Raw genomic sequence first — 23,847 nt, 5'->3', positions numbered from 1 at the left:
GTGAGGGCCGGGCGGTCCGTACCGTCCGGCCCGTCCCGCCGACCCCGCCGTTCAGGGCGAAGCTCATTGCGGCTCGGGATTGGTCTCCAGCATGGTCCTGATGTCGTGGAGCAGGCGGCGCATGGCCCGCGACGCCTCCGGCGCCAGGCACACTTTCATCCGCCGCCGGTCGCGCGGGTCGCTTTCCCGGAGGACGAGCCCGAGTGCCTCGAGCCGCCCCAGCCAACGTAAGGCCGTGGTCGTCGGCACCGCGGCAGCGCGGCAGGCGCGTGAGACGTGCACCCATTTCTCCTCGCCGCTCGCCACATGGAGATGAAGCAGCAGGTCCCAGGCCGGATCGGAGAAGAGCCCGGCGTCGAAATAGAGCTCGCGGCGACGGCGAAGCTGGTGGATGGCGCGGGCGAGACGGATCGAATTCCGGTCGAGATCGCCCTCGCGGACGAAGCGAAGCGGGACCGGCGCCATTTCGAGCCCGGGTTCCGCCACCCGCGCCAGCGTGAGCAGCCGCTCGAACTGGCGGCGCGGCAGGGCGACCGGCGCCTCGTCCAGGCTGCCCGCCGGGGCTTCGCTTCCGGATTCCGCCGCCGCCTGCCGCTCGCGCCGACGCGCCAGCGACCGACGCTGCGGACGTGCTCGAACTCTCGTCGCCATCCTCAGTCCCTCCCCCATGATTCCTTGTCCGCCTGCCGCGCGGCATGCGCCGCGACCAGCGCCTCGTGCTCCGGCGCGAGCGCATCGATCGTGGCAAGATATTCGGGCACCTCGCCGTCGGCGAGCAGCACCGACGGGCACTGACCGTCAAAGGTGCCGAGATTGGGCCGGTGCCAGCGATAGCCGAGCATCGACGCCAGCTCGGGAGACAAGGTCCGCGCGACGTCGGGCGGGTAAGCCAGCGCCTGATTCTCGTAGGCCTTGAGCCAGCCGAGGCAGTAGCTGACGATCACCGCCCGCCGCGGCGCCGCCGAGCGGTTCGCGCCGGCGGCATGGACGGTCGAGCCGAGCAGGACGAGCGCGTCTCCGGGCGCGAGCGCGCAAACCGCCGGCTCCGTCGTTGACGCGTCGGCGGCGCGGGGGCGCAGGTGGCTCGCGGGCCACACCCGGGTGGCACCATTCTCCGCGGTGAACGGGACGAACGGCCAGATGACGTTGACGCTGAGCTCCATCATCCCCTTCGGCACCGCCGGCCACATGCTCTGATCGGCATGGGGGATCTGCGCGGGCGCGCCCGCATGCACCTCGAGGCCCTGGGTGAGGCTGATCTCCGGGAAGTCGCACCAGCGGCCGAGCGCCAGGCGCACCAGGCCGAGCAGATCCGGCTGCATGACCAGGCGCTCGGCGCCGGCGAGCCGGGCGAGCAGACGGTGGAAGCGTTTGGTCCGGCGGCCGTGAAAGTCGCCGACGCAGAAGGGCGTATGATGGAACCGGTCGTCGAGGCTCCGGCTCATCGCCTCGATCTCCGCCGCCGGCATCGCCTCGGGAAGCACGCAATAGCCCTGCTCCAGCAGATGTCGGGCCGCAGGTGGGAGCCCGTCGGGATCGAGATGGGCAAAGCGCTCAGGAAGCATGGCGGCCCGTCGGACCCGGGACGGCCTCCAGCACCGGCGCATGGATGCCGAAGCGGCGGCGCATCGCCGGCAGCGTCTTCTCGTCGATCGACACTTCCATGGCGACGACCTTGCTGCCGTCGCAGTCGGTCGGGAGGCAGAGCGGGCGCACCCGCCAGCCCATCGCCACCACCGTCGCGACCCGGTGGCTTTCGCCGATCATGACGTAGCGCCCGATGCCGTTGAGTAGGGCGAACTCGACGTGGGCGAGCGCGAGATACTGGCTGAGTCGCATCACCTCGCTGCCGCGCATTCCAGTGGGTGCGATGGTGAAGCGCGAGGATTCCCAGACATCGTCGGCGACGATCGGTCCGCCGTCGGGCAGGTGCGAGAAGATCGTGCCGAGCATGTGCGGACGCGTCGTCGGCAGCAGCCGCACCGAGGCGACATGGCGGTCGTCGTCGGGTGAGCAGGCGATCAGATAGACGGTATAGTCGTTGTCGAACGCATCGACTTCGAGCCAGCTGCCGCAGGTGGGCAACTGCCAGCCGAGCCGGTCGACGAACACGCGTTTGCGGTCATGGTGCATTTCGACAAGGTGCCTGCTGAAGCGGAGGCGCGCCCCCGCATCGACGAGCTTGATCTGCATGGCGCTTCCCTTCCCGCGAAGGATGGCGGCGCCGCGTAGCGGCCGCGATACGGGTAACTACCCCTATGGATTGCCGACACATGGCGCCCGATCAGACGGGCGGGAGCCATTTCATGACCGCAACCCTCGCCGCCGGATCGCGCCGCTGGCGGCCCTTCGGCGCCGCCAACCTGCCGCATCCGGAGACCGCCAGCCTGGAGCGCATCCCCGGCAAGGCGGGCCTGCCGATCGTCGGCGTCATGCCGGAAGCGCTGGCCGATCCGCTCGGCTTCGCCCGGAGGATGACGGCGGCGCACGGCCCCGTCTACCGCTTCCGCGCCTTCGGCCACTGGCATGTCCACGCTGCCGGCACGGAAGCGAACGAGCGGCTGCTGTTCGACGAGGCCGGCGCCTTCTCGGCTGCGCAAGGCTGGGCGCAGCTCATCGAGCCCCTCTTTCCGGGCGCGCTGCTGATCCTGGACGGGCCCGAGCATCGCGCCGACCGGCGGCTGATGGGCGAGGCGTTCCGGCAGCCGGCGCTGGACCGCTATCGTGCGATCTTCACGCGCGACATCCAGGCGGCGGTCGAAAGCTGGGTCGGACGGAGGATCGACGTGTATGACGAGATCAGACGATTGACCTTCCGGATCGCCGCTTCGACCTTCCTCGACCGCCCCCTCGACGGCGAGGCCGAGCTGGTGATCGAGTCGCTGCGCCGGATGATCCGCAGCCTTCTGGCGATGGGCGCCAGCCCGCTGCCGAGCCTGGCCCGTGCGCGCGGCCGCGCCGCCAAGGCCCGGCTCGATGCGATCCTTGCGCGGTTGGTCGCGGAGAAGCGGGCCGCTCCGGGCGCCGATTTCCTGTCCCGAATGGCCGCACTGGACGACGCGACCGGCCGACCGCTCCCAGTATCCCGGATCTGCGACAGCTTCAGCTTCCTGCTGAGCGCCGCCCACGACACCCTCGCCTCCTCGCTAACCTCCTTGCTCTACTATCTCGCGGTGGAGCCCGCCTGGGCGGAGCGGCTGCGCGCCGAGCTCGAGCCCTTTGCGGACGATCCGGCAGCCGCGGCGACCGCGGCGCTTCCGCTCACCGACATGTTCTACAAGGAGACGCTGCGGCTCAACGGACCGGCGCCGGTGGTGTGGCGCCGGGCGATGCGCGACGTCACGATCGCCGGCCATGCGATCCCGGCCGGGACGATGACCGGCGCCAATCTGATGATCACCCATCGCCTGCCGGAGCTGTGGCCGGAACCGGAGCGGTTCGATCCGCTGCGCTTCTCGCCGGACGGGGAGCAGGCCCGCGGCCGCTTCGCCTTCGCCCCGTTCGGCGGCGGCGTGCACAAATGCCTGGGGCTCCATTTCGCGCGGCAGCAGGCGCGCGTCTTCCTTGCCTCCCTGCTCCGCCGCGCCGATCCCCGCCCCGGACAGGCGGCGCCGGTGCGCTGGTACCATTGGCCTAATTGCAGGCCGCGGGGCCCCTTCCTGCTGACGGTGGACCGACGATGTCGTGAAAGGTGATGTCGGAGGCGTAGAGGGCTCGGACGATGAGCTGGCCACGCGTCGCCACGCCGTAGCGGCGCTTCGCCGCCTCGACATAGGCGTTCACCGTCTTGTGGCTGAGGCCGAGCAATTGGGCGATCACCGAGTCGCTTTTCCCCTGCGCGCACAGGATGATGCACTCGCGCTGCCGATCGGTGAGCGGCGCGCCGCGCCGGAGCGGCGCCTTGGCTTCGCCGGCGAGCCGCCGGGCCGCCTCGAATCCGAAGGCGGCGATCGCCTGGAGAGCGGCGCTGTTCTCGCGCGGAAGGTGCCGGCCGGCGCGGACGGCGAAATGGCAGGAGCCGAGATGCTCGCCCGGAATGTGGGTCGGCACCACGAAACCGTCACCGAGCCCGGACTGCGCCACCGCCGCGGCGCGACGGCGATTGCGCTCGGTCGGAGTCACGATCGACCAGACCTCGTCCCAGAAGAACCCTGCCAGCGTCCGCTCGCACGCGTCCATGATCGGGTCGTGCAGCGGCCGCCCGTCCTGCCGGCTGATGCTGATGAACTCGAGCGGGTAATTGCCGATTCGGACGAGGCCGGCCGGAGCGGTGCTGAAGTCGGCATGATGGATCATCAGGAAATAGTCGGCGCCGAAATCACGGACCGTCTCGTCCAACAGCAGATGCAGCTCGGCACCCGAAGCGATCGTCGACGCGCTTTCGGCGAACGCCTGTACCCGTTCGAGGCGTGACGGCATCCTGCCCCCCATTTCCACAATAATTTTTTGCGCGGCAAAAGCTTAGGTCAATCCCGGCGACAGGGGAAGGCGGCGCGCGGCGGGCGTGGCACGGGTGAGACATTAACCCCGTCCCCTTTATGATGCGAAGGCGCAGGCGAATCGGCCGGACAGTCATGTCGTCGGCCTGTGATTCGTGCGGGGACTATGCGACCCTTTCGGGATCGCACGGGGATGGGAGCTGAAGACGGCGACGGCTGAGACCCTGAACGGCGAGACGCCCCCGTTCGAGGTGATCGTGGCCGAGCACGGCCCGCTCATCTCGCGCATCGCCATGTCCTACGAAGCCGATCCGGCGCTGCGCGAGGACCTCACCCAGCAGATCCTCCTGGCGGTGTGGCAGGCCCTGCCCACCTATCGTCGCGACGCCTCGCTGCGGACGTTCATCGCCCGGATCGCGCAGAACCGGGCGATCTCGTTCGTCGCCCGCCAGGTGCGGCTGCCGCCCCTGGCGGAGATGCCGGAACGAGTGGAATCGGATGCGCCCAGCCCCGAGGAGAGGGCGATCGATGCCAGCGAACGACGGCGGCTGCTCGACGCCACTCGTCGCTTGCCCTTGCCGCAGCGACAGGTGATCATCCTGGTGCTTGAAGGATTTAGCTATTCCGAGATTGCGGACATGCTGGAGATCGCGCCGAATGCGCTGGCGCTCCGGCTGTCGCGTGCGAAGGCTGCCCTGAAGAAGATGCTGGAGCCGGCGTCATGAGCGATCTCGATCTCGACCGGCTCGGCGACGTCTGGCGGCAGCAGCCCAGTGCAAGCGAGATGGCGGACCTGCAGCGCTCGGCTGAGACGGTCAGGCGCCGCGCGCGATGGGCGCAGCGGGCGGATGTCAGCGCGGCCATCCTCATCGCCGGCGCGGTTCTCCTGTTCGTGCTGCGCAATCCGGAGCCGAGCACCATGCTCGTCGGCAGTGGAGCGATCCTGCTGCTCCTGTTCAGCCAGATGCGGCAGCGCAAGCTTCGGGCGGCGGAGCTCGAGGGGCTTGTCGGATCCAGCGAGGAAATGCTCGACCAGTCGATCGAGCGCCTGCGCCAGTCGCTGAAGCGTATCCGTTACGGGGCTCTCACGCTCGGCCCTGCTTTGCTCGTCGGCTGGCTGCTTGCGAGGACCGCCAACCTCGCTGCCGCGGCGGCGCCGGATCCCGAGCTGCGGACGATCCTGCTGGTCGGCGGCGTTGCGCTGCTCGCGGCCACCGCCTGGACCCTCGCCGCGAGCTACCGACAGGTGAAGCGGGAACTCGAGCGGTTGCTCGCCCTTCGCGAAGCTTACCGCGTCGAGAGCGAATCAAGTACTTTGGATTGACTTCGGAAGATCGGCCTTAGGGAAGTATAAATACTTTGGTGCGAGCCTCGTGGCCCTCGAAGCGTAACCATCGAGGAAAGGCAGCACCATGTACCCCACTCGCGAACATGAGCCGCTCAAGGTCGAGGATCTCCCCGAGCTCGACACCCAGGTCTCCGTCTCCGGATCGAGCAAGCAGCAGGAAGTCGGCAGCGCCGTGTGCATCGGCATCGCCGCCGGAATCGCGATCTATTACGGCACGGCATGATCGTCGGCCCTGAACTGCGCCGCTGGGCCGGCGACAAGCAGGCCCAGCGGCGAAGCCGGGACGCATCCGACGCCTTTGCCGAAGCGTGGAACGAGGGCGCGGTGAGCCGCGCCCTGCGATCCGCCATGGCGGATCTCCCGGACCGGAGCGCGCCGTCCGTCGCGCGATCCATTCAAAGTCTGTTCGCCGATTCGGGCTGGATCGGCGACGTCATCGACGCCCTGGCCGCGGCCGCCCTCGTCGATCCCTATTTCGTCCCGCCGTTTCGCAAGCTCACCGGCGAGGTCAATAGCGGCCTCCTCGTCTACGAGGACGATCTCGTCTCGCTCGCCTGCGCAACCGTCGACATAAGCGGGCTTGCCGCCAAGCGGAGTGCCGGCGGCCGCAAGGCCTCGATCCACTTTTCCGGACAGGTCGAGCTGTTCAAATTCCTCGATGCTGGGCGGGCGCGCCTGCGCTTCTGGTCGATCCCGCCGATCGGCCCGAGCTTCAGCGCCGCGACGGCCGGTTCGTGCGAGCCGGGGGAAGCCCGGGACATCGCCGACGGCGAGATCCTGCAGATCGACGGCCGCTGCGAGAGCTTCGTGATCGAACAGGCGCATTCGAGCCTCCTCCTGCTCCAGGCGAGCATCAAGCCGGACCGGGCACCGGTCAGCGTCGAATATGATCATGAGACGCGATCCTATCTCGGCTGCAGCGCCGCCGACGACAGCGCCTCGCGGATCCAGATGATCACCAGCCTGCTGCGAACGCTCGGCACGGCCGAGGCGGTGCCGGCGATGGTGCCGTTCCTCGACCATCATTGCTTCTTCGTGCGCTGGCACGTGATGCGCGAGCTGCTCGGGCTCGATATTCAGGCATCGTTGCCCCATCTCAAGCGGATGGCCGCGCACGATCCCCATCCGGAGACCCGGCGGGCGGCGCGCAATGTGCTCGATCGGCTCCAGGCGCCGCCGCCGGCGCGGGCGGCAGCCTGACATGGCCCGTATGATCCCCTGCGAAGACGGCGATCCGATCGAGCTCGCCGATCTGATCGAGGCGCTGAACGACGACGCGTTCGATCCCGGCGACGAGGAGGGCTTCGCGGCGATGGCGCCGCTGCTGCGGCGCCTCGCGGGCAATCGCGATTTCCTCGCCGGTCTGGCGGTGGCCGAGCTCAAGGATCGCTGCGCGCGCCAGAGTCTCGAGAATCGCTACAGTGCCCAGGTGATCATGCTGCACCGCGCCAGCGAGAAATATTTCATCAGGGCGAACTTCTGGCCCTCGCCGCAGGACAGCGTCGTGCGCAACAGTGGCCTCGCCCCCTTCTTCTACCACGTGCCGCACGACCACAATTTCTCGTTCCTCACCGTCGGCTATCTCGGCCCTGGCTATTGGAGCGAATATTACGAATATGATTATGAAAAGGTCGTCGGCTTCCCCGGCGAGCCGGTCGGCCTCAGATATGTCGAGACGTCGCGCCTCGAGCCGGGCAAGGTGATGCTCTACCGGGCCCACCGCGATGTCCACAACCAGCTGCCGGCGGACTCGCTGTCGGTCTCGATCAACATCATGGAGGCCTCCAACCGCCTCCCCTTCCTCAGCCAGTACCGCTTCGACGTGAAGAGCTGCCAGATCGCCGGCATCCTCACGCGCAGCGCGACCGAGGCCCTGCTCGCGCTCGCCGCCCATCAGGGCGGCGGCAATGCCCGCGATCTCCTCGAGCGCTTCGCCGCGCACCATCCCTGCGACCGGATCCAGTTCGCCGCGCTGCGCGAGATGGCGATCGCCGCCCCGGACGTCGACACCGGCCTCGACATCTTGGCGCGCGGCACCGGCTCCCCCGTCCGCCTCGTCGCCGAGATGAGCCGCCAGGAGATGAACCGGCTGCAGGCCGGCCGCGACTGGATCGAGGGGCGACCGGTCAGCGCCGGCGCGTGATCAGGATTCTCCGCGGCGCGGCGGAATGCCGCGATAGCCGCGTTGGAAGTCGAGCATCCATCCCGGATATTCCGGAGACAGGCGGCTGACCTCGTCGATCCGGGTCATCTCCTCCGCGGTCAGATCGACCTCGACCGAAGCCAGATTGTCGTCGAGCTGGTCCTTGCGCTTGGCGCCGATGATGACCGTCGAGACCGTGGGCTGATGCAGCAACCAGGCAAGCGCGATCTGCGCGACGCTGCGGCCCTTGGCCGCGGCGATCCCGTCGAGGGCCCCGACGATCGCATAGCCGCGCTCGAGGTCGACCGGCGGGAAATCGAAGGCGGTGCGGCGATCGTCGGCGCCGCCCTCGCTGCCGCGGCGATACTTGCCCGACAGGAAGCCGCCGGCGAGCGGGCTCCACACCATCAGGCCGACGCCTTCCGACCGGAGCATCGGCACGATCTCGCGCTCGAGGTCGCGGCCGACCAGCGCATAATAAGCCTGGAGCGAGGCGACCGGCGCCAGCCCGCGCCGCTCGGCGATGCCGACCGCCTTGGCCACCTGCCACGCCGCCCAGTTGGAGACGCCGACATGACGGACCCGCCCCTGGCGGACGAGTTGGTCGAGCGCCGCCAGAGTCTCCTCGATCGGCGTGGTCGGGTCGAAACCGTGGATCTGGTAGAGATCGACATGGTCGAGCTGGAGCCGTTCCAGGCTCGCCTCGATCTGGGCGAGGATGTGGTGGCGCGAGGCGCCGGCGCCGTTCGGCCCTGGCCCCATCCGGCCGTAGACCTTGGTCGCGATCAGCACCTCGTCGCGCGGGACGCCGAGATTCTTGAGGGACTGGCCGAGGATCCGCTCGGAAAGGCCGCCCGAATAGACGTTCGCGGTATCGATGAAGTTGATCCCGGCATCGAGCGAGGCGCGGATGAGGGCGTCGGCCTCCTCCTGCTGCACACGGCCGATCCTGCCCCAGACGCCTTCGTCGCCGCCGAAGGTCATCGTCCCCAGGCACAGCTCGGAGACGTAGAGGCCGGTGCGGCCGAGAGGATTGTAGCGCATGCAGATCTCCGTCGCGTGAGATGCCGTTTCCAAAGCGGCAAATGAAGGTCCGGTGCAAGCCGGGTCAGGCTTCGCCGCGCTCGAGCGCCTCATCGAGGCCGCCGACTCGGTACCATCGATAACCGTAGGGCTGGAGCAGGATGCGGTGGCGCCCCTTCTCGTCGGGGAGGCTGTGATCGCCGTCCAGGAGATCGACCAGCCGACGCGGCGCACCCCCGGTGGCGGGGGGACCGATGCCGATCTCGCGGGGCGCGTCGCTGAAATTGTGGAGGGTGAGCACTGCGGCGCCGCGCCATTCGTGGCGCAAGGCAAGAATGTCCTTCGGCGCCCTGACGATATCGAAGGCGCCATAGCCGATCTCGGGCGTCTCATGGCGAAGCCGGATCAGGCGCTCGGTCCAGTTGAGCAGCGAACCCGGGTCCCGGCGCTGCCCGGCGACGTTCACATGGGGATAGCCATACGGGCCGTCGGCGATCACCGGACAGTCGCTGCGCGCATTGGTCGTGAAACCGCCGTGCGGCGAATCGTCCCACTGCATCGCGGTGCGGACCGCATCGCGGCCCTCGAGCGACAGGTCCTCGCCCATGCCGATCTCGTCGCCGTAGCGGATCACCGGCGTACCCGGCAGGCTCAGCAGCAGGCTGTTGGCGAGCTCGATGCGCCGCCGGTCTCCGCCGAACATCGGCGCCAGCCGGCGACGGATGCCGCGGCCGAAGAGGCGCATGTCCTCGTCCGGTGCGAAGGCGGCGAAGGTCGCCTCCATCTGCTCGGGCTCGAGCTGGCTGAGATCGAGCTCGTCATGGTTGCGCAGGAAATGGCACCATTGCGCCGCCTCCGGACGTGCCCTCGTCTCCCGCAGCGCCTTTTCGAGCGGACGCACGTCGCCGCTGGCATGGGCATGGAAATGGGTGCGGTTGACCGGGAAGTTGAACATCATGTGCAGCCGGTCGGCGTCCCGCCCGAAATATTCGATGCTCTCCTTCGGCGGCACGTTCGCCTCGGCGAGCATGACGCATTGGCCGCTGCGCCACTGGGCGAACTCGCGAAAGTCGCGGAGCATCGCATATTCGAGCTTCGGCTCGCCCGCCTCGGCGTCGTCGGCGGCGATGACGAAGGGCACGGCGTCCAGCCGGAAGCCGGAGACGCCGAGCTCGATCCAGAAGCCGAGAATCCGGAAAATCTCGGCGCGCAGCTCGGCATTGGCGTAGTTGAGATCGGGCTGGAACTTGAAGAAGCGGTGGAAATACCAGGCCTTCGCCACGTCGTCATAATCCCAGGTTGCCTGCTGGACGCCGGGGAAGACCATGCCCTTGTGGGCATCTTTCGGCTTTCGCTTCGCCCAGATGTACCAGTCGCGATAGGGCGAAGCGGGGTCGCTGCGAGCGGACCGGAACCACGGATGGCGATCGGAGGTATGATTGATGACGAGGTCGATCATCACCCGCATGCCGCGTTCCTTGCAGCCATGGGTGAACTCGACGAAGTCGCCGAGCGTGCCGTAGCGCGGATCGACCGAATAATGGTCGGTGACGTCGTAGCCATGATCCTGCCGCGGCGACGGCTGGAACGGCATCAGCCACAAGGCGGTGACGCCGAGGCCGTGCAGATAGTCGAGCCGGCGGGCGAGCCCCTGGAAATCGCCGATGCCGTCGCCGTTCGAGTCCATGAAGCTGCCGACGGCAAGGCAGTAGATGACGCTGTTCTTGTACCAGAGGCTCCTGATCATCCGCCCACTCCGCTCGGCCTCGATCGCTTCCGCCTCGCCCTTCTCCCTCTCACGCTCGAGAGGTCCGGGAAGAGAGGGTTCGGCGTCGGAGCGAAGCCGCCGTCGCCGAACGCTCCCACCCTACCCTCCCCCTCGCGGGGGGAGGGATTACGGTGGATGCGACCTGTCTGCGCCTTAACGGCGCCGGGCGCGCCGACGTTCCGACCGGCGGCTCAGAGCGTGGCGTGGACCGTCGCGACGGCCTTCAGCACCGCGGCGACGCGGGCGGCGGCCTGGATGACCTCGGAGCCGACATTGTGCTGGGTCAGGATCCGCTCATGGCTGTCGATGCACATGCCGCAGCCATTCTGGGCGCTGACGGCGAGGCTGAACAGCTCGAAGTCGGCCTTGTCGATGCCCGGCGCGCCGATGACATTCATGCGCAGCTTGGCCGGAAGCGTGCCGTAGACGGGGTTGGAGGCGAGATGGACGAAGCGGTAATAGACGTTGTTCATCGCCATGATCGCGGCGGCCGCGCGGGCGGCATTGGCATAGGCGCTGTCGATCTTGCCCTCGACTTCGGCTTCGACGGCGGCGACGAGCGGCCGGTAGCCGGTGCCATGGGCGCAAGCGAGCAGCAGGCCGTATTTGCGGTTGTCGCCGAGAATCTGGTCGTTGAGCAGCGAGCTGACGTTGAGCCGGAGGTCCTTCGCATAATCGGGAAGGGTGTCGGCGAATTCCTTGAGGGAAGTCATGAATTGTCCTTTTGAAGGGAAGGGTCGGATTGGGGCTGAAAAGAAAAGGGGCGCGGCAACATGGGTCGCCGCGCCCCTCCCTGGAGGTCCTTACGCCTGGTTCGGGACGAGCCTGAGCGTCAGGGGCTAACCGCTCAGGCGGCCGGCTTCAGGACCTCTTCACCGGCAGTCCAGTTGCACGGGCACAGCTCGTCGGTCTGCAGCGCGTCGAGGACGCGCAGCGTCTCCTGCGGGTTACGGCCGACATTGAGGCCGTTGACCGTGACATGCTGGATCACATTGTCCGGATCGATGATGAAGGTGGCGCGGAAGGCGACGCCCTCGCCGCGATCGACGATGCCGAGCGCGTCGGCCAGCTCCTTCTTGTTGTCCGCGATCCACGGAAAGTCCGCATTGGCGAGCTGCTCGTCCGAGCGGCGCCAGGCGAAGTGGACGTGGGCGGTATCGGTCGACGCGCCGATCAGGACGGCGTCACGGTCCGCGAACTCCTGCTTCAGCTCGCCATAGCCGACGATCTCGGTCGGGCAGACGAAGGTGAAGTCCTTGGGCCAGTAGAAGAGGATCTTCCACTTGCCGTTGGTCTCGGCCAGGTCGATCGCCTCGCCAGCGGGCAGGGCAGAGGTGCCCTGCTGGACCGGGAGGGTCAGGCCGGGAATCTTGTCGCCAACGGTAAGCATCGTGCTTTTAGCTCCTGTTTTTGCTTTGGTTGTGGATAGGTGAGAACCTTTGCTGCACTGCAATATAGGGAGTGGATCAAATCGTACAAATTGATTAGATGATACTCATTGATCGATTCGTCCGATATACGTGCAGCGTCCCGCGAGAGGGACCTTCGGGCATTTAGGGAAAGAGCCGCCAATGTCGAGCCACCGCCGGGACCCCCGCCGCTGCCCTCCCCCTCAAGAGCGCGCCGCCCGCCCGGCTGTGGGTAACGGCCCGCGTCGGGAGGCCCCCGAATGAGCACCTATCTCCCCACGCTCAAGCAGCTCCAGTACTTGGTCGCGCTCAGGAATCACGGACATTTCGGACGCGCCGCCGATGCCTGCTTCGTCACCCAGTCGACCCTGTCTGCCGGGATCAAGGAGCTCGAGTCCTTGATCGGCGTCACTCTTGTCGAGCGCACGCGGCGCGTCGTGCGGTTCACTCCGCTGGGCGAGCGGGTGGCGGAGAAGGCGCAGAGGATCCTCAGGGAGACCGAGGACCTCGCCGACATGGTGCGCGCATCCGGGAAGCCGCTCGCCGGCGAACTGCGCATGGGAGTGATTCCGACCATAGCCCCCTTCCTGCTGCCGACCATGCTGCCGCGGCTGCGCCGGCAATGGCCCGACCTCAAGCTCTACCTTCGCGAGGAGCCCAGCCAGGCCGCCTGCGATTCGCTGAGGCGGGGCCAGCTCGACTGCGTGCTGCTCGCCCTTCCCTTCGCCTGCGGCGACGTCGAGACCGCCGAGCTGTTCGAGGACCGCCTGATGGTCGCTTTCCCGCCGGGATCGGCGGCGGAAAAGCTCCCCTCCGTCGTCACGCCTGCGGCGATCGACGAGGACAAGCTGCTGCTGCTCGAGGACGGCCACTGCCTCAAGGACCATGCCCTTTCCGCCTGCAATCGGCCGGAGCTTCGCGCCGAGGCGTCGATCCTCGGCACGTCGCTGCACACCTTGGTGCAGATGGTCGACAATGGCCTGGGCATCACCCTGATCCCGGAAATGGCCTTCAAGGCCGGGATCTTGGAGGGAACGGGCGTCGTCGCGAGGCCGCTCGATGCCGACCATCCCAGCCGGCTCATCGCGTTGGTCTGGCGCCGAGGCAGCCCACGCGAAAAGGAATTCCGGCTGCTCGCGGACGCGCTCGAGGCCGCCGCCTGACCGGACGGCGGATGCCCTTCAGCGGGCGTCCGGCGGCGGACCCCACCAGCGGATCGCGCCGTCGCCGAGCACGTCCTTGCGCCAGAACGGGCCCCGGCCCCTGACCTGGTCGACGATCCAGGCGCAGGCCTGCTGGGCCGCCCCCGCCGAAGAGCCCGTCGCCCCGGCGAACAGCGCCTGTCCGCCAGGCGCGATCCGGCCGTGGCGATGGATCAGGACCAGCCCGCCCAGCCGCCATTTCGCCCCGGCTTCCTCGACAATGCGGGCGAGCTCGGCGCGGGCGAGGACGGCGTGATGATCGATCCAGATCTCGTCGACATCCTCCCGCGCCTCGAGACGGGCGACGAAGGCGGCAAGGCCGGCAAGACGCAGCTCCGCGAGGCGCTCTATCTGGGCGCCCGCGTCGAAATCGGCCGACTGGATCCTGATGTCGATCACGGCTGCTCAGAAAACTCCGACCGGGGGAAAGAGAGCGACCTCGACGGCACCGAAGACGCTGTCGCTTCGCTCCGCCCATTCTCCGGCGACCGCGGCACGAACCGCCTCGGCCTCACGCAGCGCGCTGCTGTGGGGATCGCCGCGGCCTCGCAGCCAGGCGATCAGGTCGTCGACCGTCAGCACGTGGCTGGGCAGGTCGACCTCCTCGCGGTCGCGGCCGATGGCGTCGCGGAAGCGGCCATAATAGAGGATTTCGAGCGCTGCCATGCCCCCCCTTCAGTCCATATGCCGCAGGCCGACGCGCAGATAGTCCCAGCCGGTCAACAGGGTGATCGCCGCCGCCGCCCACAGGCTGGCTAGGCCGACGACATGGACCCAGGCCCAATGCGGCACCGCGCCGGACAGGATCAGGGCGCCGAGCGCGACGAGCTGGAGCGTCGTCTTCCATTTGGCGAGCTGGCTGACCGGGACCGAGATGCGCAGGCCCGCGAGGAACTCGCGAAGGCCCGAGACGATGATCTCCCGCAACAGGATGACGAGCGCGGGGATGAGATGCCAGTCGGCGATGATCGGCGCTGCCCCCTGCAGCGGCGGCCGGGCGATCAGCATCACAATCACGGCCGCCACCATGATCTTGTCGGCAATGGGATCGAGGAAGACGCCGAGCCGCGAGACCGTCCCCTGGGCCCGGGCCAGATAACCGTCGAAATAGTCGGTGATGCCGACCAGGCAGTAGAGCACGAAGGTGACGGCATAATCGTACCAGCCCGGCTTCCACAGCAGGAAGACGAGAATCGGCACAGCCAGGATTCGCGAGAGCGTCAGCAGGTTCGGCAGCGTCAGCATCCGTGCGCCGCCTTAGCGGCTTCGCTCCCGGATTGGGAGAGGCGCGCGGACGTGACGGCTTGTGCCGTCCGCCACGGTCGGCCAAGGAAGCACTTGGGCTCAGCAGGAGCGCGTCCGAGGCCACCCGGCCAGGCCGCGTTCGCCGTTTCGTCGCCAGCCCTGGAGAATCTATGCGCCGCCTGATCGCCCTCGCCTTTCTCGCCGCCACCGCCCTCTCGACCGCCCACGCCGCCCGTCCGATACGCTTCGCCGATACCCCGCCGAACGCGGGCGCGCTGGTGCTCCCGCTCGGCAGCGCCGACGAGCTTGCCCGGCGCGGATCGATGCTCGACCCGGCGACGCGGGACGCGGTCGCCCGGGCGCTCGCCGCGGCCGATTTCCGCTACCGCGCGAACAGCAAGCTCAGCCTGCGCGGCCTCGGCCCCTGGTCGCAGATCCTGATCGTCGGCACCGAAGGCGACGGCGACCCCGCTGTCCGGCTCCAGGAGATTGGCGGCACCGCCGCGCAGGAGACTGCGCGCGAGGACGGTCCTGTGACGATCGTCGCGCCGGACGGGATCGGCGGCCCGGCGGCCGCGGCCCAGATCGGCGTCGGCGCCTACCTCGGCGGCTATCGCTTCGATCGCTATCGATCGGCGGATCCCGAGCGGCCGCGCCGCGCCGGCGAGGAAGCGCCGCTGACTATCCTGACCCCGCAGGCCCGCGAGGCCGAGGCCGAATGGCAGCGCGGCGGCGCGGCGCTCGCCGAGGCCGTCCTGTTTGCGCGCGACCTCGCCACCGAGCCGGCCAACATCCTCTATCCGGAAACGTTCGTCGACCGCACGCGCGAAGCCTTTCGCGGCGTCGCCAATGTCCGCATCGAGGCGCTCGACGTCGCCGCGATGGAGCGGATGGGGATGAATGCGATCCTGGCGGTCGGCCGCGGATCGGAGCGGCCGCCGCGCATGCTCATCGTCGAGTATCGCGGCGCCGAGGGTGCGCCCGTCGTGCTGGCCGGCAAGGGCATCACCTTCGATTCGGGCGGCATCTCGCTGAAGCCGGGCAACGGCATGTGGGCGATGAAGGGCGACATGGGCGGCGCCGCCGCTGTGGTGGGCGCCGTGCTCAGCCTCGCCCGTTCGCGGGCGCCGGTGAACGTCGTCGCCATCGCCGCCTTGGCCGAGAACATGCCGGGCGGCGGCGCCACCCGCCCCGGCGACGTCGTCCGCGCGATGAACGGCCGGACGATCGAGATCATCAACACCGACGCGGAAGGGCGGCTGGTCCTCGCCGACGCGGTCGCGCTCGCCGAGCAGCGATTCCGCCCCGCCGCGATCGTCGACGTCGCCACCCTGACCGGCGCGGTCAGCACCGCGCTCGGCGACGAATATGCCGGCCTGTTCAGCCGCAGCGATGCGCTCGCCGACCAGCTCATCGCGGCCGGCCGTACGTCCGGCGAGCCGCTTTGGCGGCTGCCGCTCCACGACAATTATGCCGAGGACATGGAATCGCGGGTTGCCGACATCCAGAACGTAGTGGAGGGCGGCGGACCGGGGGCGGGACTTGGCGCCCATTTCATCGGCAGCTTCGTCGATCGGACGCCCTGGGCCCATCTCGACATTGCCGGCGTCGACGTGCGCAACAGCGGCACGCCGATCGTGCCGGAGGGGATGGCGGGATTCGGCATCCGGCTGCTCGACCGCTTCGTGCGCGATTTCCGCGCCGTGCCGTCCGCCGGCGACCGCTGACCTGACGTGCCGACCGGACAGCGCTCGCCGTTCCGATGACTTCATCGCTTCACCTGCTCGGTCAGCGCCGCTTCCTGCCGCTGTTCGTCACCCAGCTGTTGGGCGCGTTCAACGACAATCTGTTCAAGAACGCGATGGTGCTGTTCGTCGTCTACCAGGTCTATAACGACGAAAAGTCGGAGACCTGGTTCAGCGCGATCGCGACGGGCCTGTTCATCCTCCCTTTCTTCCTGCTGTCGGCGCTGTCCGGGCAGCTTGCCGATGCGCGCGACAAGGCGAAGATCATCCGGCTGGTGAAGCTGGCCGAGATCCTGATCATGATCGTCGGCGCCTCCGGATTGTTCCTCGCCTGGCTGGGCATCGATACCGGCACGATCGCCATCCCGCTGATGCTGCTCGCCTTGTTCGCGATGGGCATCCACTCGACCTTCTTCGGACCGATCAAATATGCGATCCTGCCGCAGCATCTGAAACCCGACGAGGTGCTCGGCGGCACCGGCCTGGTCGAGGCGGGCACCTATCTCGCCATCCTCGGAGGCACCATCCTCGCCGGCATCATCCCGGTCGAGGCCTCGGCGGTGGGTGTCATCCTGGTCGCGCTGGTCGGCTATGTCGCGGGGCGACAGGTGCCGCCTGCGCCGGCGCTCGAGGAGGGGCACCGGATCGACCTCAACGTCATCCGTTCCTCGGTGCGGCTCGTCGGCGCGACGATGCATATCCCGCGCCTGTTCCTGGCCATCGTCTCGATCAGCTTCTTCTGGACGATCGGTTCGGTGCTGTTCATCCAGTTCCCGCCGCTGGTGAAGAACGTGCTGACCGCCGACCGCGCGGTCGCCAGCCTGTTCCTCGCCATCTTCTCGGTCGGCGTGGCGATCGGATCGGTCGCGGTCAACCGACTGCTCAAGGGCCAGGTCTCCGCCCGCTATTCGGCACCTTCGGTGATCTTCATGGGCCTGTTCGTCGTCGCCTTCCACCTGTGCGCAGTGCGCTGGATCGGCGCGCCCGGCGACACGCTCTACGATATCGGCGCGTTCATGGCCCATGACGGGGTGTGGCTGCTGCTCGCCTCCTTGCTCGGCATCGCCGTCGCCGGCGGCATGTTCGTCGTTCCCCTCTACGCCTTCCTGACGACGACGGTGCGCAAGGCCGAGGCGGCGCGCACGGTCGCGGCCAACAACATCGTCAATTCGGGCGCGATGGTGGTCGGCTCGCTGCTCGCCATCGGCCTCTCCTTGGCCGGCGTCGCCACCGCCGACCAGCTGCTGCTCGCGGCAGCGATGTGCCTGGTCTCGGCCTGGCTGGCCTGGAAGCTCCACAAGGCCTGCCGCGACAATGAATGCGCCGATGCGGAAGGTCTGCCGCCGACGGTGTGAGCCGTGCGACTAAAATATTTGAATCTATGTCGGCGGGAATGCGGCGCTAGCCGAACAGGGTGCCGAAGAAGATGAGGCCGCCGATCCAGCCGGTCGCGAAGAGCTTGAGATCCTCGAGCGACGAGCCGGCCTCGAACCCAGCGAAGGGCTGCGAACGGGTGAGCGCCATGGCGGCCGGCGCGGCCCGGCGCGGTGAGAGGGGAGCGGGATCGCGGCGCACGATCCAGGGCGACAGACGGTTCATGCCGTCATTAAGATTTCATTTACCAGAAGGTTGCAAGCGCCGATCGACGCTTCATGCCGGACGTGCCGCGTCGGGACAGTCTCGGCTCAGGGCGTGCCGGCGGGACTGGGCAGGCTGAGCTCGGTCACCGTCACCGGCCGTCCGGCGAAGAAGTCGACGAGGATGGTGGGAACGTCGGGATGGGCCTCGAACAGATCGTGGCCGCCGTTGCGAACCAGGATCCGGTGGAGGCCAGACAGTCCTGCCGTCGCCTCGGCCTGGTCCTCGAGCGGCGTACGGACGTCGAGATCGCCCGAGAAGAGCAACACCGGATGGCTCGCCGCCAGCTCGGTCCGGAAGGCGTCGCCGAGATCGAGCCCCGTCACCTCGCCGCGCAGCTGGGGCATCGGGAAGTTCAGGGCCGAGCCGAGCAGAGCCGTGCCGGCCTGCTCGCGAAACTCGGCGAGCCGCGGGTCCGAAATGCCCGAGGCGATGTCCATCAGCTCGGCCATGCCGCTCATTTCCAGCGGCTCGGCATAGACGAAGCGGTGGATCAGCGGCGCCAGCGGATCGGGATTGCCCGCATCGAGCGCGCGATAGGCGGCGGCGAGTCCGTCGATCCCGTCGGGATTCTTCGCCATGAAGCCGGCAAGCATGCGAAGAACGAAGGAATCGGCGCGGACCGTCACCGGACCGGATTCGCCGGCGGGCAGGATGAAGGCCTGCGGCTCGGCATCGAACCGCGCATGGACGCGCCGCATCAAGGCGGTGAGCCCGGGCGCGGCCGCTCCTTCGATCCGGGTGAAGGCGGCGTCGACCGACGCCGGGCGCTTCACCGTCTGGCCGAGCCCCTCCACCGACGCGAAGGCGGCGCGGCCGACCGATCCGGGATGGCGCCGCATCAGCGCCAGCGCGAGATGGGTGCCGTAGGAGATGGCCCACAGGTCGATTCGCTCGGCGCCGAGCGCGCGCCGAAGATCCTCGATATCCTCGGCGCTCTGCTCGGTCGTATAGCCGGACGGGGAGACGCCGGCGGCGCGCCAGCGCTCGAGGCAGCTGCGCAGCGTGTCGCGATAATATGCGGTCAGCGTCGCCTCGCCGAGCGGCAGCGACGGGTCCAGCGGCCGCTCGGCGGCGCAGGGAGGGATGGCATCGGACAGGCCGACGCCGCGCTGGTCGAGCGCGATGACGTCCGCCACCTGACGCAAGGCGAGGAAGATCGGCTGGCGCGGGCCGCGGGCGGTGCCGGCGCCGGACCCGCCCGGCCCGCCGGCGAGATAGACGATCGGCGCCCCCGGCGCCGGGCTGGTCGAGCGGAAGCGCACGAACCCGATCTCGATCCGCCGCGATCGCGGGTCGGCGCGATCCTCCGGGACCGTGAAGCGGCCGCGCTCGGCGTCGATCTCCGACCCGTCGGCCAGGCGGAAGCGGTACGGCTCCATCCGCAGATCGGACTGCGCCGCGGCCGGCAGCGGCGAGAGCAGGAGCAGGCCGATGGCGGCGGGCAGGCGAAGCCAGGTTTTCATGGTCGATCCTCTTTTCGACGGGTTCGCACCGGCTGGAGGCGGGCCGCCGCGGCGTCCATCCGCCAATCGGTGAACGACCGGCCGGCTCGGTGAACGACAAAGACAGGTCGTCGGTGGGCGCTTATGACTCCGCCATGAGACTGGCGATCGCGCTCCTCGCGCTCCTCCTGATCGCGGCCGCGCCGCCGCTGGCGTCGGGCCCTGTCCTGTCCTGCGCCGCGCCTGGCCGGGACTGCACCCCCACCGACTTCGCCGATCTGCGGCCCGACCGGGGCGAAGTCTGGATCGAGCAGGACATCCAGGTCGACCCCCGGGCGCTGCCGCTCGAGCGCACGCCGATGGTCTGGATCACCGCAATGGCGAGCGCCGAGATCTTCTGGAACGGGCGGCTGATCGGCCTCAACGGCCGCCCCGCCGCCGACGCCGCCGGGGAGCGGCCGGGGCGGTTCGTCGCGGCCATTCCGGTGCCGCCGTCATTGGTCCGGGCGGGGGCCAATCGCCTGCAGGTGCGAATGACGTCGCATCACCTCTGGCTGCCGGTGCAGCAGCCGGTCCATTTCGTCGCCGTCTCGCTCTACGAGACCCCCCGCTTGCCTGGGATCGCTTATTATCTCCCCGCTTTGCTCACGCTTGGAGCGCTGCTTGCGTCCGGCCTCTATTTCGGTGCGGCGGCCATGACCGACCGAGCCGACCGACTGGCCCGCTGGGCGGCGGCGGCATCGGCGCTGGCGACCGCGCAGCTCGGCGCCGAAGTCGCACGCGCCTTCATTCCTTATCCCTATCCCTGGCATCTGGTGCGGGTCGCCGCCATCGCCCTGCTCGCCGCGGCGACCGCCGTCGCCGCCTCCGGCTATGCCGCGCATCGCTTCGCTCCGAATCGCGCCAAGGCGCTGGTCCTCGTCACCGCCGCGGCCGCCGTCGCCGCCCTGCTCTTTCCGCGCGCCTACGACCTCAAGGCGCTTGCGGCCGTGATGGCGGGCCTGGGTGCCATACTGGTCGCGGGCTTCTGGGGCTGGAGGTCCGGCCGCGTCGGGGCGCGGGCGGCGATGGCCGGCGCCGTCCTGCTCGCGGCGCTGCTGATCCGGCTCGAGGCGAGCTTCCTCGACGGCGCCTATTATGTCGGGATCGCCGCCACCCTGGCCGCCCTCGTCGCCGAGCAGGTGCTTGCGTTCCGGCGGGCGCGGACGGAACGCGACGGCGCGGCGGCGCGCGCCGCGGCGCTGACTTCCCGGCTCGCCGAAGCGCAGGCCGCGGGCGAGAATATCGTCGAGCTCCGAAGCGGCGCGCGGACCGACCGCGCGCCGGAGCACGACATCCTCTACGTCAGGGCCGCCGACGATTATTGCGAGGCCGTGCTCGCCGACGGCCGCCGCCTGCTCGTCACCCAGAACTTGACGCGGATGCTCGACCAGTTCTCCGATCGCTTCCTGCGCGTCCACAAGAGCTACGCCGTCAATCGGGTCCATGTCACGCGCGTCGCCTCGCGGCCGGGCGGCGGGCAGGAGCTGCAGCTCGCCGACGGCAGAGTGGTCCCGGTCGGTCGCCGCTATCGCGATTCCTTGCGACTGGCCGGAATGGTAGCCGCAGCCGCGTCGAAGACGACGTCGCGCGGGCGGGCGGGCCCGGATGCGCTCCCGTAGCGCGAGACGGTTCCCGTCGCGTCAGCTCGTGCCGAGAGCCCGCCCGAGCGCCGCGATCCGTCCGCGAACATAGCGATCCTCGTTTGCGGCGAGAGGACCGCGCGCGCGGTCGAGCAGCGTCCGCGCCGCGTCCGGCCGGCCCCTGGCGAGCGCAATCTCGGCCAACGCCAGGTCGACCTGCGCGCCCCAATGACGATCGCCGACGAGCTGCGCGACGGGCTCCCGGTCGATGTCGCGCAGGAGGGCTTCAGCCTCGTCGAAGCGACGCATGGGTATCAGACAGTCGGCGAGCGCCGCCTCGACCGCGTCCTCGAGCGCCATCCGTCCGGCCAGATCGGTGCGCAGCGAGGCGAGCGCCGCACGTATGTGCTCCGTCCCGCCTGCGAGATTGCCGGCGCGGCAGTGCGAGATCCCGACGTCCGTCCGCGCCGCCACCGCCGTGAAGGAGGACCCTCCGTCCCGCGCCGACGCCGCGCGCCAGACCCGCTCGCCATCCGCCGCCGCCTCGGAATAGCGGCCGAGAGAGCCGAGCGCCTGCTGCCGTACCGAGAGCAGGAGGAGCGTGTGGCGATGCGCGTCACCCAGTCGCGACTCCATGATCGGCAAGAGTGGATCGAGTGCCCGGACGACTTCGGGGAAACGCTGCTGGACGAGGAGGGCCTGGGCGAGGTTCAGTCGCAGCAGCAGCGTATCGGGATGTTCCGGCCCCATCGTGCGCCGCATGGCGATCAACAGCGGGCGCAGCGTGCGCTCGGCTTCGACGCCCTCGCCCAGGCGCAGCAGGGTGAAGGCGTAGCGCTGACCGAAATTCAGGCGCTGGCGGACGGTGAAACGCTCGGGCAGTCGGTCGGCGGCCGCGTGAGCTCGGCCATAAGCCGCGCGTGCCGACGTGACATCCTCCCCGGCCAGGGCGATCGTGCCCTCGGCGCTTGCCAGCCAGACTTCGGTCTCGGGCCGACGCTCCGCGCCGCCAGCCAATGCCTGCCGCGCCGCCGTCAGAAGGGCAGCTGCTCGGTCGAGTGAGCCCGGCCGCGTCGACAGCGCCAACGCACCGGCATGCTGCAGCCGGGCATGGATCGCCGGTGCCGTTCGCGCGGCGCCTGCGCGAGAATAAGCGCGCTCCGCCGCCTCGTAATGGCGGAAGGCCGCGCCGTAATCCGAGCGCAAGTCGAACGCGCGGGCGAGAGTCGCGTGGAGATTGGCCGCAACCACTGGCTGGTCCGCAAATCTCCGGTCGATGCCGGCGCCGGCCCTCCCGACCACCTCGACCAGCGTCTCGTCGGCGGCCGAGGCACGTGCCGGGTCGACGCTGGCGAGGACGTCCTCGGCGAGGAATCCATAGCTTGCCTCCGACATGCGCCGCGCTTCGACCGCCTGATTGCGCTGGTGGATCGCGTAGGCGGCCAAAGACGAAGTTCCGACGAGGCCGGCGACGAGGCTGGCCGCGGCGGCGCGGACCCAGGGGCGCCGAGCCGCTCGCCGCTCCTGCAGGCGTCGCCGCTCCGCCTGCCGGGCGATCCGCTCCGCTTCGGCGGCAGCCTCGCTGCGGCGGCGTTCCAGCGCCTCCAGCCGGTCGGCGAGCGCTCCGGCGCCCGGCAGTCGGTCCGCCGGGGCCAGCGCCGCGGCCGCCGCAATGTCCTCGCGAAGCAGCGGATCCTCGACCCCGCTTTCCCACCCAGGCGCCAGCGTCCGGTCGAAGTCCCCCGCGGCAAGCTGGTAGAGGACCAGGCCCAGCGCGAACACGTCGCTCTTGACGGTCGGCACCGCCTCGCCGGTCAGCTCCGGAGCGCGATAGGCGACGGTGCCGGACCGCGAATGGCTGCCGGCCTCGGCCGCCGGCGGCTCGATACGGGTGATCGCGAAAGTGTCGAGCAGGGCGTCGTCGAGCAGCTGCCCGCTGCCGAAATCGATCAGCCGCACCACCGGGCCTTCCGCGCCCTCGCCTTCGTCGACGAGGATGTTGGCCGGCTTCAGATCCTTGTGCAGCACGCCCATGCCGTGGACCGCCTCGACGGCACGGGCGATCCGCGCCGCGACCTGGAGACGCTCGCGCAGCGGGATGGCGTCCAGACCGTGCGCCTGCGCCGCCCACGTCACCAGGTCGCGGCCGCCATAGGCATATTCGACGAAATAAGGCGATTGCTCGAAATTCCATTCGAGCAGGGCCGGCAGCGGCGCCGCCTTGCCCAGCCCGGCGGAGAGCAGGCGCGCCAGCGCCGCCTCCCGCTTCAGGGCCCGCAGCCGCGCCGGCGTGTCGGCGAACTTGAACACGCGCGGCTCGCCGGTCTTGATGTGCCGCGCCAGCCAGACATCGTCGGCGCCGGTGCCGCCGAGCGGCTCGGCCAGCCGCCATTGCGCGCGGCCCGGCACGCCTTCGCCGGCGGCGAACGCGAACCGCGGCTCCAGCGGGGCATCGTTCCGCTCGATCCGGACCGGCGAGGCAAGCCGATAGCCGATCCGGGGGACCGTTGCGATCACTGTCTCCGAATGCGGCCCCAAGGCCTTGCGCAGCTTCGACACGGCGGTCGCGAGGGAGCCGTCGACGACGGTCACGCCGGGCCATACCGCGTCGAGCAGCTCGTCCTTGGTGACGACCTCGCCTGCCCGCAGCAGCAATTCGTGGAGGAGCTCGAGCGGCTTTCCTTCGAGGGCGACCGGCTCGCCGCGGACGCGCAGGTTCCAGCTGGCCTCGTCGAACACGGCGTCGGCAAAGTGCCACAGCCGGCGACGCCGCCGCGATGCGGTTTTGTCCGCCATCCCGTCCCCCCTCGCGCCTTGAGG

Annotated in this window: 24 protein-coding genes; 10 read left to right on the top strand and 14 right to left on the bottom strand. The window is 69.2% G+C overall.

Going from position 1 to position 23,847, the window contains the following annotated elements; translation table 11 throughout:
* Positions 1-63: 63 nt before the first annotated feature.
* The 3 genes from DDE10_RS07910 to DDE10_RS07900 are packed head-to-tail and all read right to left on the bottom strand — an operon-like array spanning position 64 to position 2,193.
* Positions 64-651 carry a MarR family winged helix-turn-helix transcriptional regulator gene (locus DDE10_RS07910; RefSeq protein WP_114952181.1) on the bottom strand — a complete coding sequence of 196 codons (588 nt, stop codon included), beginning with the start codon at positions 649-651 and terminating at the stop codon, positions 64-66.
* Between the two features lie 2 nt (positions 652-653).
* Positions 654-1,565 (bottom strand): phytanoyl-CoA dioxygenase family protein, encoded by a 912-nt coding sequence (locus tag DDE10_RS07905; protein WP_114952180.1) that lies wholly within the window; start codon positions 1,563-1,565, stop codon positions 654-656.
* On the bottom strand, positions 1,555-2,193 hold the full coding sequence (locus DDE10_RS07900) for an acyl-homoserine-lactone synthase (RefSeq protein WP_114952179.1): 639 nt from the start codon (positions 2,191-2,193) through the stop codon (positions 1,555-1,557). Before DDE10_RS07900 ends, DDE10_RS07905 begins: the two co-directional genes overlap by 11 nt.
* Positions 2,194-2,306: 113 nt before the next feature.
* Between DDE10_RS07900 and DDE10_RS07895 the strand changes: the two genes are divergently transcribed.
* A complete protein-coding gene (locus tag DDE10_RS07895) occupies positions 2,307-3,695 on the top strand; it encodes a cytochrome P450 (RefSeq protein WP_162806467.1) in 1,389 nt (462 codons plus the stop codon).
* Here the strand turns inward: DDE10_RS07895 and DDE10_RS07890 are convergent.
* Positions 3,634-4,419 (bottom strand): helix-turn-helix transcriptional regulator, encoded by a 786-nt coding sequence (locus DDE10_RS07890; protein ID WP_162806465.1) that lies wholly within the window; start codon positions 4,417-4,419, stop codon positions 3,634-3,636. The two genes, DDE10_RS07895 and DDE10_RS07890, sit on opposite strands and share 62 nt — an antisense overlap.
* 175 nt (positions 4,420-4,594) lie before the next feature.
* Here DDE10_RS07890 and DDE10_RS07885 point away from each other — a divergent pair, with 175 nt between their 5' ends.
* The 5 genes from DDE10_RS07885 to DDE10_RS07870 all read left to right on the top strand — a co-directional run bounded on the left by DDE10_RS07885 (position 4,595) and on the right by DDE10_RS07870 (position 7,930).
* Positions 4,595-5,164 (top strand): RNA polymerase sigma factor, encoded by a 570-nt coding sequence (locus DDE10_RS07885; RefSeq protein ID WP_284734505.1) that lies wholly within the window; start codon positions 4,595-4,597, stop codon positions 5,162-5,164.
* On the top strand, positions 5,161-5,763 hold the full coding sequence (locus DDE10_RS07880) for a hypothetical protein (protein WP_114952176.1): 603 nt from the start codon (positions 5,161-5,163) through the stop codon (positions 5,761-5,763). Before DDE10_RS07885 ends, DDE10_RS07880 begins: the two co-directional genes overlap by 4 nt.
* A gap of 88 nt (positions 5,764-5,851) precedes the next feature.
* Positions 5,852-6,010, top strand: a complete 159-nt coding sequence (locus DDE10_RS23390; RefSeq protein WP_162806463.1) for a hypothetical protein — start codon at positions 5,852-5,854, stop codon at positions 6,008-6,010.
* Entirely contained in the window at positions 6,007-6,987 is a 981-nt protein-coding gene (locus DDE10_RS07875) for a HEAT repeat domain-containing protein (protein WP_114952175.1), read from the top strand. Before DDE10_RS23390 ends, DDE10_RS07875 begins: the two co-directional genes overlap by 4 nt.
* A 1-nt stretch (position 6,988) precedes the next feature.
* Entirely contained in the window at positions 6,989-7,930 is a 942-nt protein-coding gene (locus DDE10_RS07870; protein WP_162806461.1) for a transposase, read from the top strand.
* Here DDE10_RS07870 and DDE10_RS07865 read toward each other — a convergent pair whose 3' ends face one another.
* The 4 genes from DDE10_RS07865 to DDE10_RS07850 form a co-directional block, all read right to left on the bottom strand.
* Positions 7,931-8,974, bottom strand: coding sequence for an aldo/keto reductase (locus tag DDE10_RS07865; protein WP_114952173.1), 1,044 nt, complete (start codon positions 8,972-8,974; stop codon positions 7,931-7,933).
* A gap of 64 nt (positions 8,975-9,038) precedes the next feature.
* A complete protein-coding gene (locus DDE10_RS07860; RefSeq protein ID WP_114952172.1) occupies positions 9,039-10,700 on the bottom strand; it encodes an alpha-amylase family protein in 1,662 nt (553 codons plus the stop codon).
* Between the two features lie 212 nt (positions 10,701-10,912).
* Positions 10,913-11,434 (bottom strand): carboxymuconolactone decarboxylase family protein, encoded by a 522-nt coding sequence (locus DDE10_RS07855; protein ID WP_114952171.1) that lies wholly within the window; start codon positions 11,432-11,434, stop codon positions 10,913-10,915.
* A 134-nt stretch (positions 11,435-11,568) separates the two neighbouring features.
* Positions 11,569-12,111, bottom strand: a complete 543-nt coding sequence (locus tag DDE10_RS07850; RefSeq protein WP_114952170.1) for a peroxiredoxin — start codon at positions 12,109-12,111, stop codon at positions 11,569-11,571.
* Positions 12,112-12,390: 279 nt separating this feature from the next.
* Here DDE10_RS07850 and DDE10_RS07845 point away from each other — a divergent pair, with 279 nt between their 5' ends.
* Entirely contained in the window at positions 12,391-13,293 is a 903-nt protein-coding gene (locus DDE10_RS07845; RefSeq protein WP_114952169.1) for a hydrogen peroxide-inducible genes activator, read from the top strand.
* Between the two features lie 18 nt (positions 13,294-13,311).
* Here DDE10_RS07845 and DDE10_RS07840 read toward each other — a convergent pair whose 3' ends face one another.
* The 3 genes from DDE10_RS07840 to pgsA are packed head-to-tail and all read right to left on the bottom strand — an operon-like array spanning position 13,312 to position 14,577.
* Complete coding sequence (locus tag DDE10_RS07840) at positions 13,312-13,731, bottom strand: molybdenum cofactor biosynthesis protein MoaE (RefSeq protein ID WP_114952168.1); 420 nt, start codon at positions 13,729-13,731, stop codon at positions 13,312-13,314.
* A 6-nt stretch (positions 13,732-13,737) separates the two neighbouring features.
* A complete protein-coding gene (locus DDE10_RS07835) occupies positions 13,738-13,998 on the bottom strand; it encodes a MoaD/ThiS family protein (protein ID WP_114952167.1) in 261 nt (86 codons plus the stop codon).
* 9 nt (positions 13,999-14,007) lie between these two features.
* A complete protein-coding gene (pgsA, locus tag DDE10_RS07830; RefSeq protein WP_114952166.1) occupies positions 14,008-14,577 on the bottom strand; it encodes a CDP-diacylglycerol--glycerol-3-phosphate 3-phosphatidyltransferase in 570 nt (189 codons plus the stop codon).
* A gap of 170 nt (positions 14,578-14,747) precedes the next feature.
* Here pgsA and DDE10_RS07825 point away from each other — a divergent pair, with 170 nt between their 5' ends.
* Positions 14,748-16,304, top strand: a complete 1,557-nt coding sequence (locus DDE10_RS07825; protein WP_114952165.1) for a leucyl aminopeptidase — start codon at positions 14,748-14,750, stop codon at positions 16,302-16,304.
* Positions 16,305-16,339: 35 nt separating this feature from the next.
* A complete protein-coding gene (locus DDE10_RS07820; protein ID WP_114952164.1) occupies positions 16,340-17,677 on the top strand; it encodes an MFS transporter in 1,338 nt (445 codons plus the stop codon).
* Positions 17,678-17,723: 46 nt separating this feature from the next.
* On the opposite strand, the gene DDE10_RS07815 is transcribed toward DDE10_RS07820, so the two are convergent.
* Together DDE10_RS07815 and DDE10_RS07810 are read right to left on the bottom strand one after the other, a co-directional pair.
* A complete protein-coding gene (locus DDE10_RS07815) occupies positions 17,724-17,921 on the bottom strand; it encodes a hypothetical protein (protein WP_114952163.1) in 198 nt (65 codons plus the stop codon).
* 86 nt (positions 17,922-18,007) lie between these two features.
* The gene (locus DDE10_RS07810) at positions 18,008-19,426 is read right to left on the bottom strand and encodes an alpha/beta hydrolase (protein WP_114952162.1); all 1,419 of its coding nucleotides are present in this window, start codon (positions 19,424-19,426) and stop codon (positions 18,008-18,010) included.
* A gap of 134 nt (positions 19,427-19,560) precedes the next feature.
* On the opposite strand from DDE10_RS07810, the gene DDE10_RS07805 reads away from it, so the two are divergent.
* Complete coding sequence (locus DDE10_RS07805; RefSeq protein ID WP_162806460.1) at positions 19,561-21,066, top strand: LytTR family DNA-binding domain-containing protein; 1,506 nt, start codon at positions 19,561-19,563, stop codon at positions 21,064-21,066.
* Positions 21,067-21,087: 21 nt separating this feature from the next.
* On the opposite strand, the gene DDE10_RS07800 is transcribed toward DDE10_RS07805, so the two are convergent.
* Positions 21,088-23,823, bottom strand: coding sequence for a protein kinase domain-containing protein (locus DDE10_RS07800; protein WP_114952160.1), 2,736 nt, complete (start codon positions 23,821-23,823; stop codon positions 21,088-21,090).
* Positions 23,824-23,847: the final 24 nt, after the last annotated feature.

The organism is Sphingosinicella terrae, from assembly GCF_003347635.1.
Classification (GTDB): domain Bacteria; phylum Pseudomonadota; class Alphaproteobacteria; order Sphingomonadales; family Sphingomonadaceae; genus Allosphingosinicella; species Allosphingosinicella terrae.
This window is presented reverse-complemented; position numbering and strand designations above follow the sequence as displayed.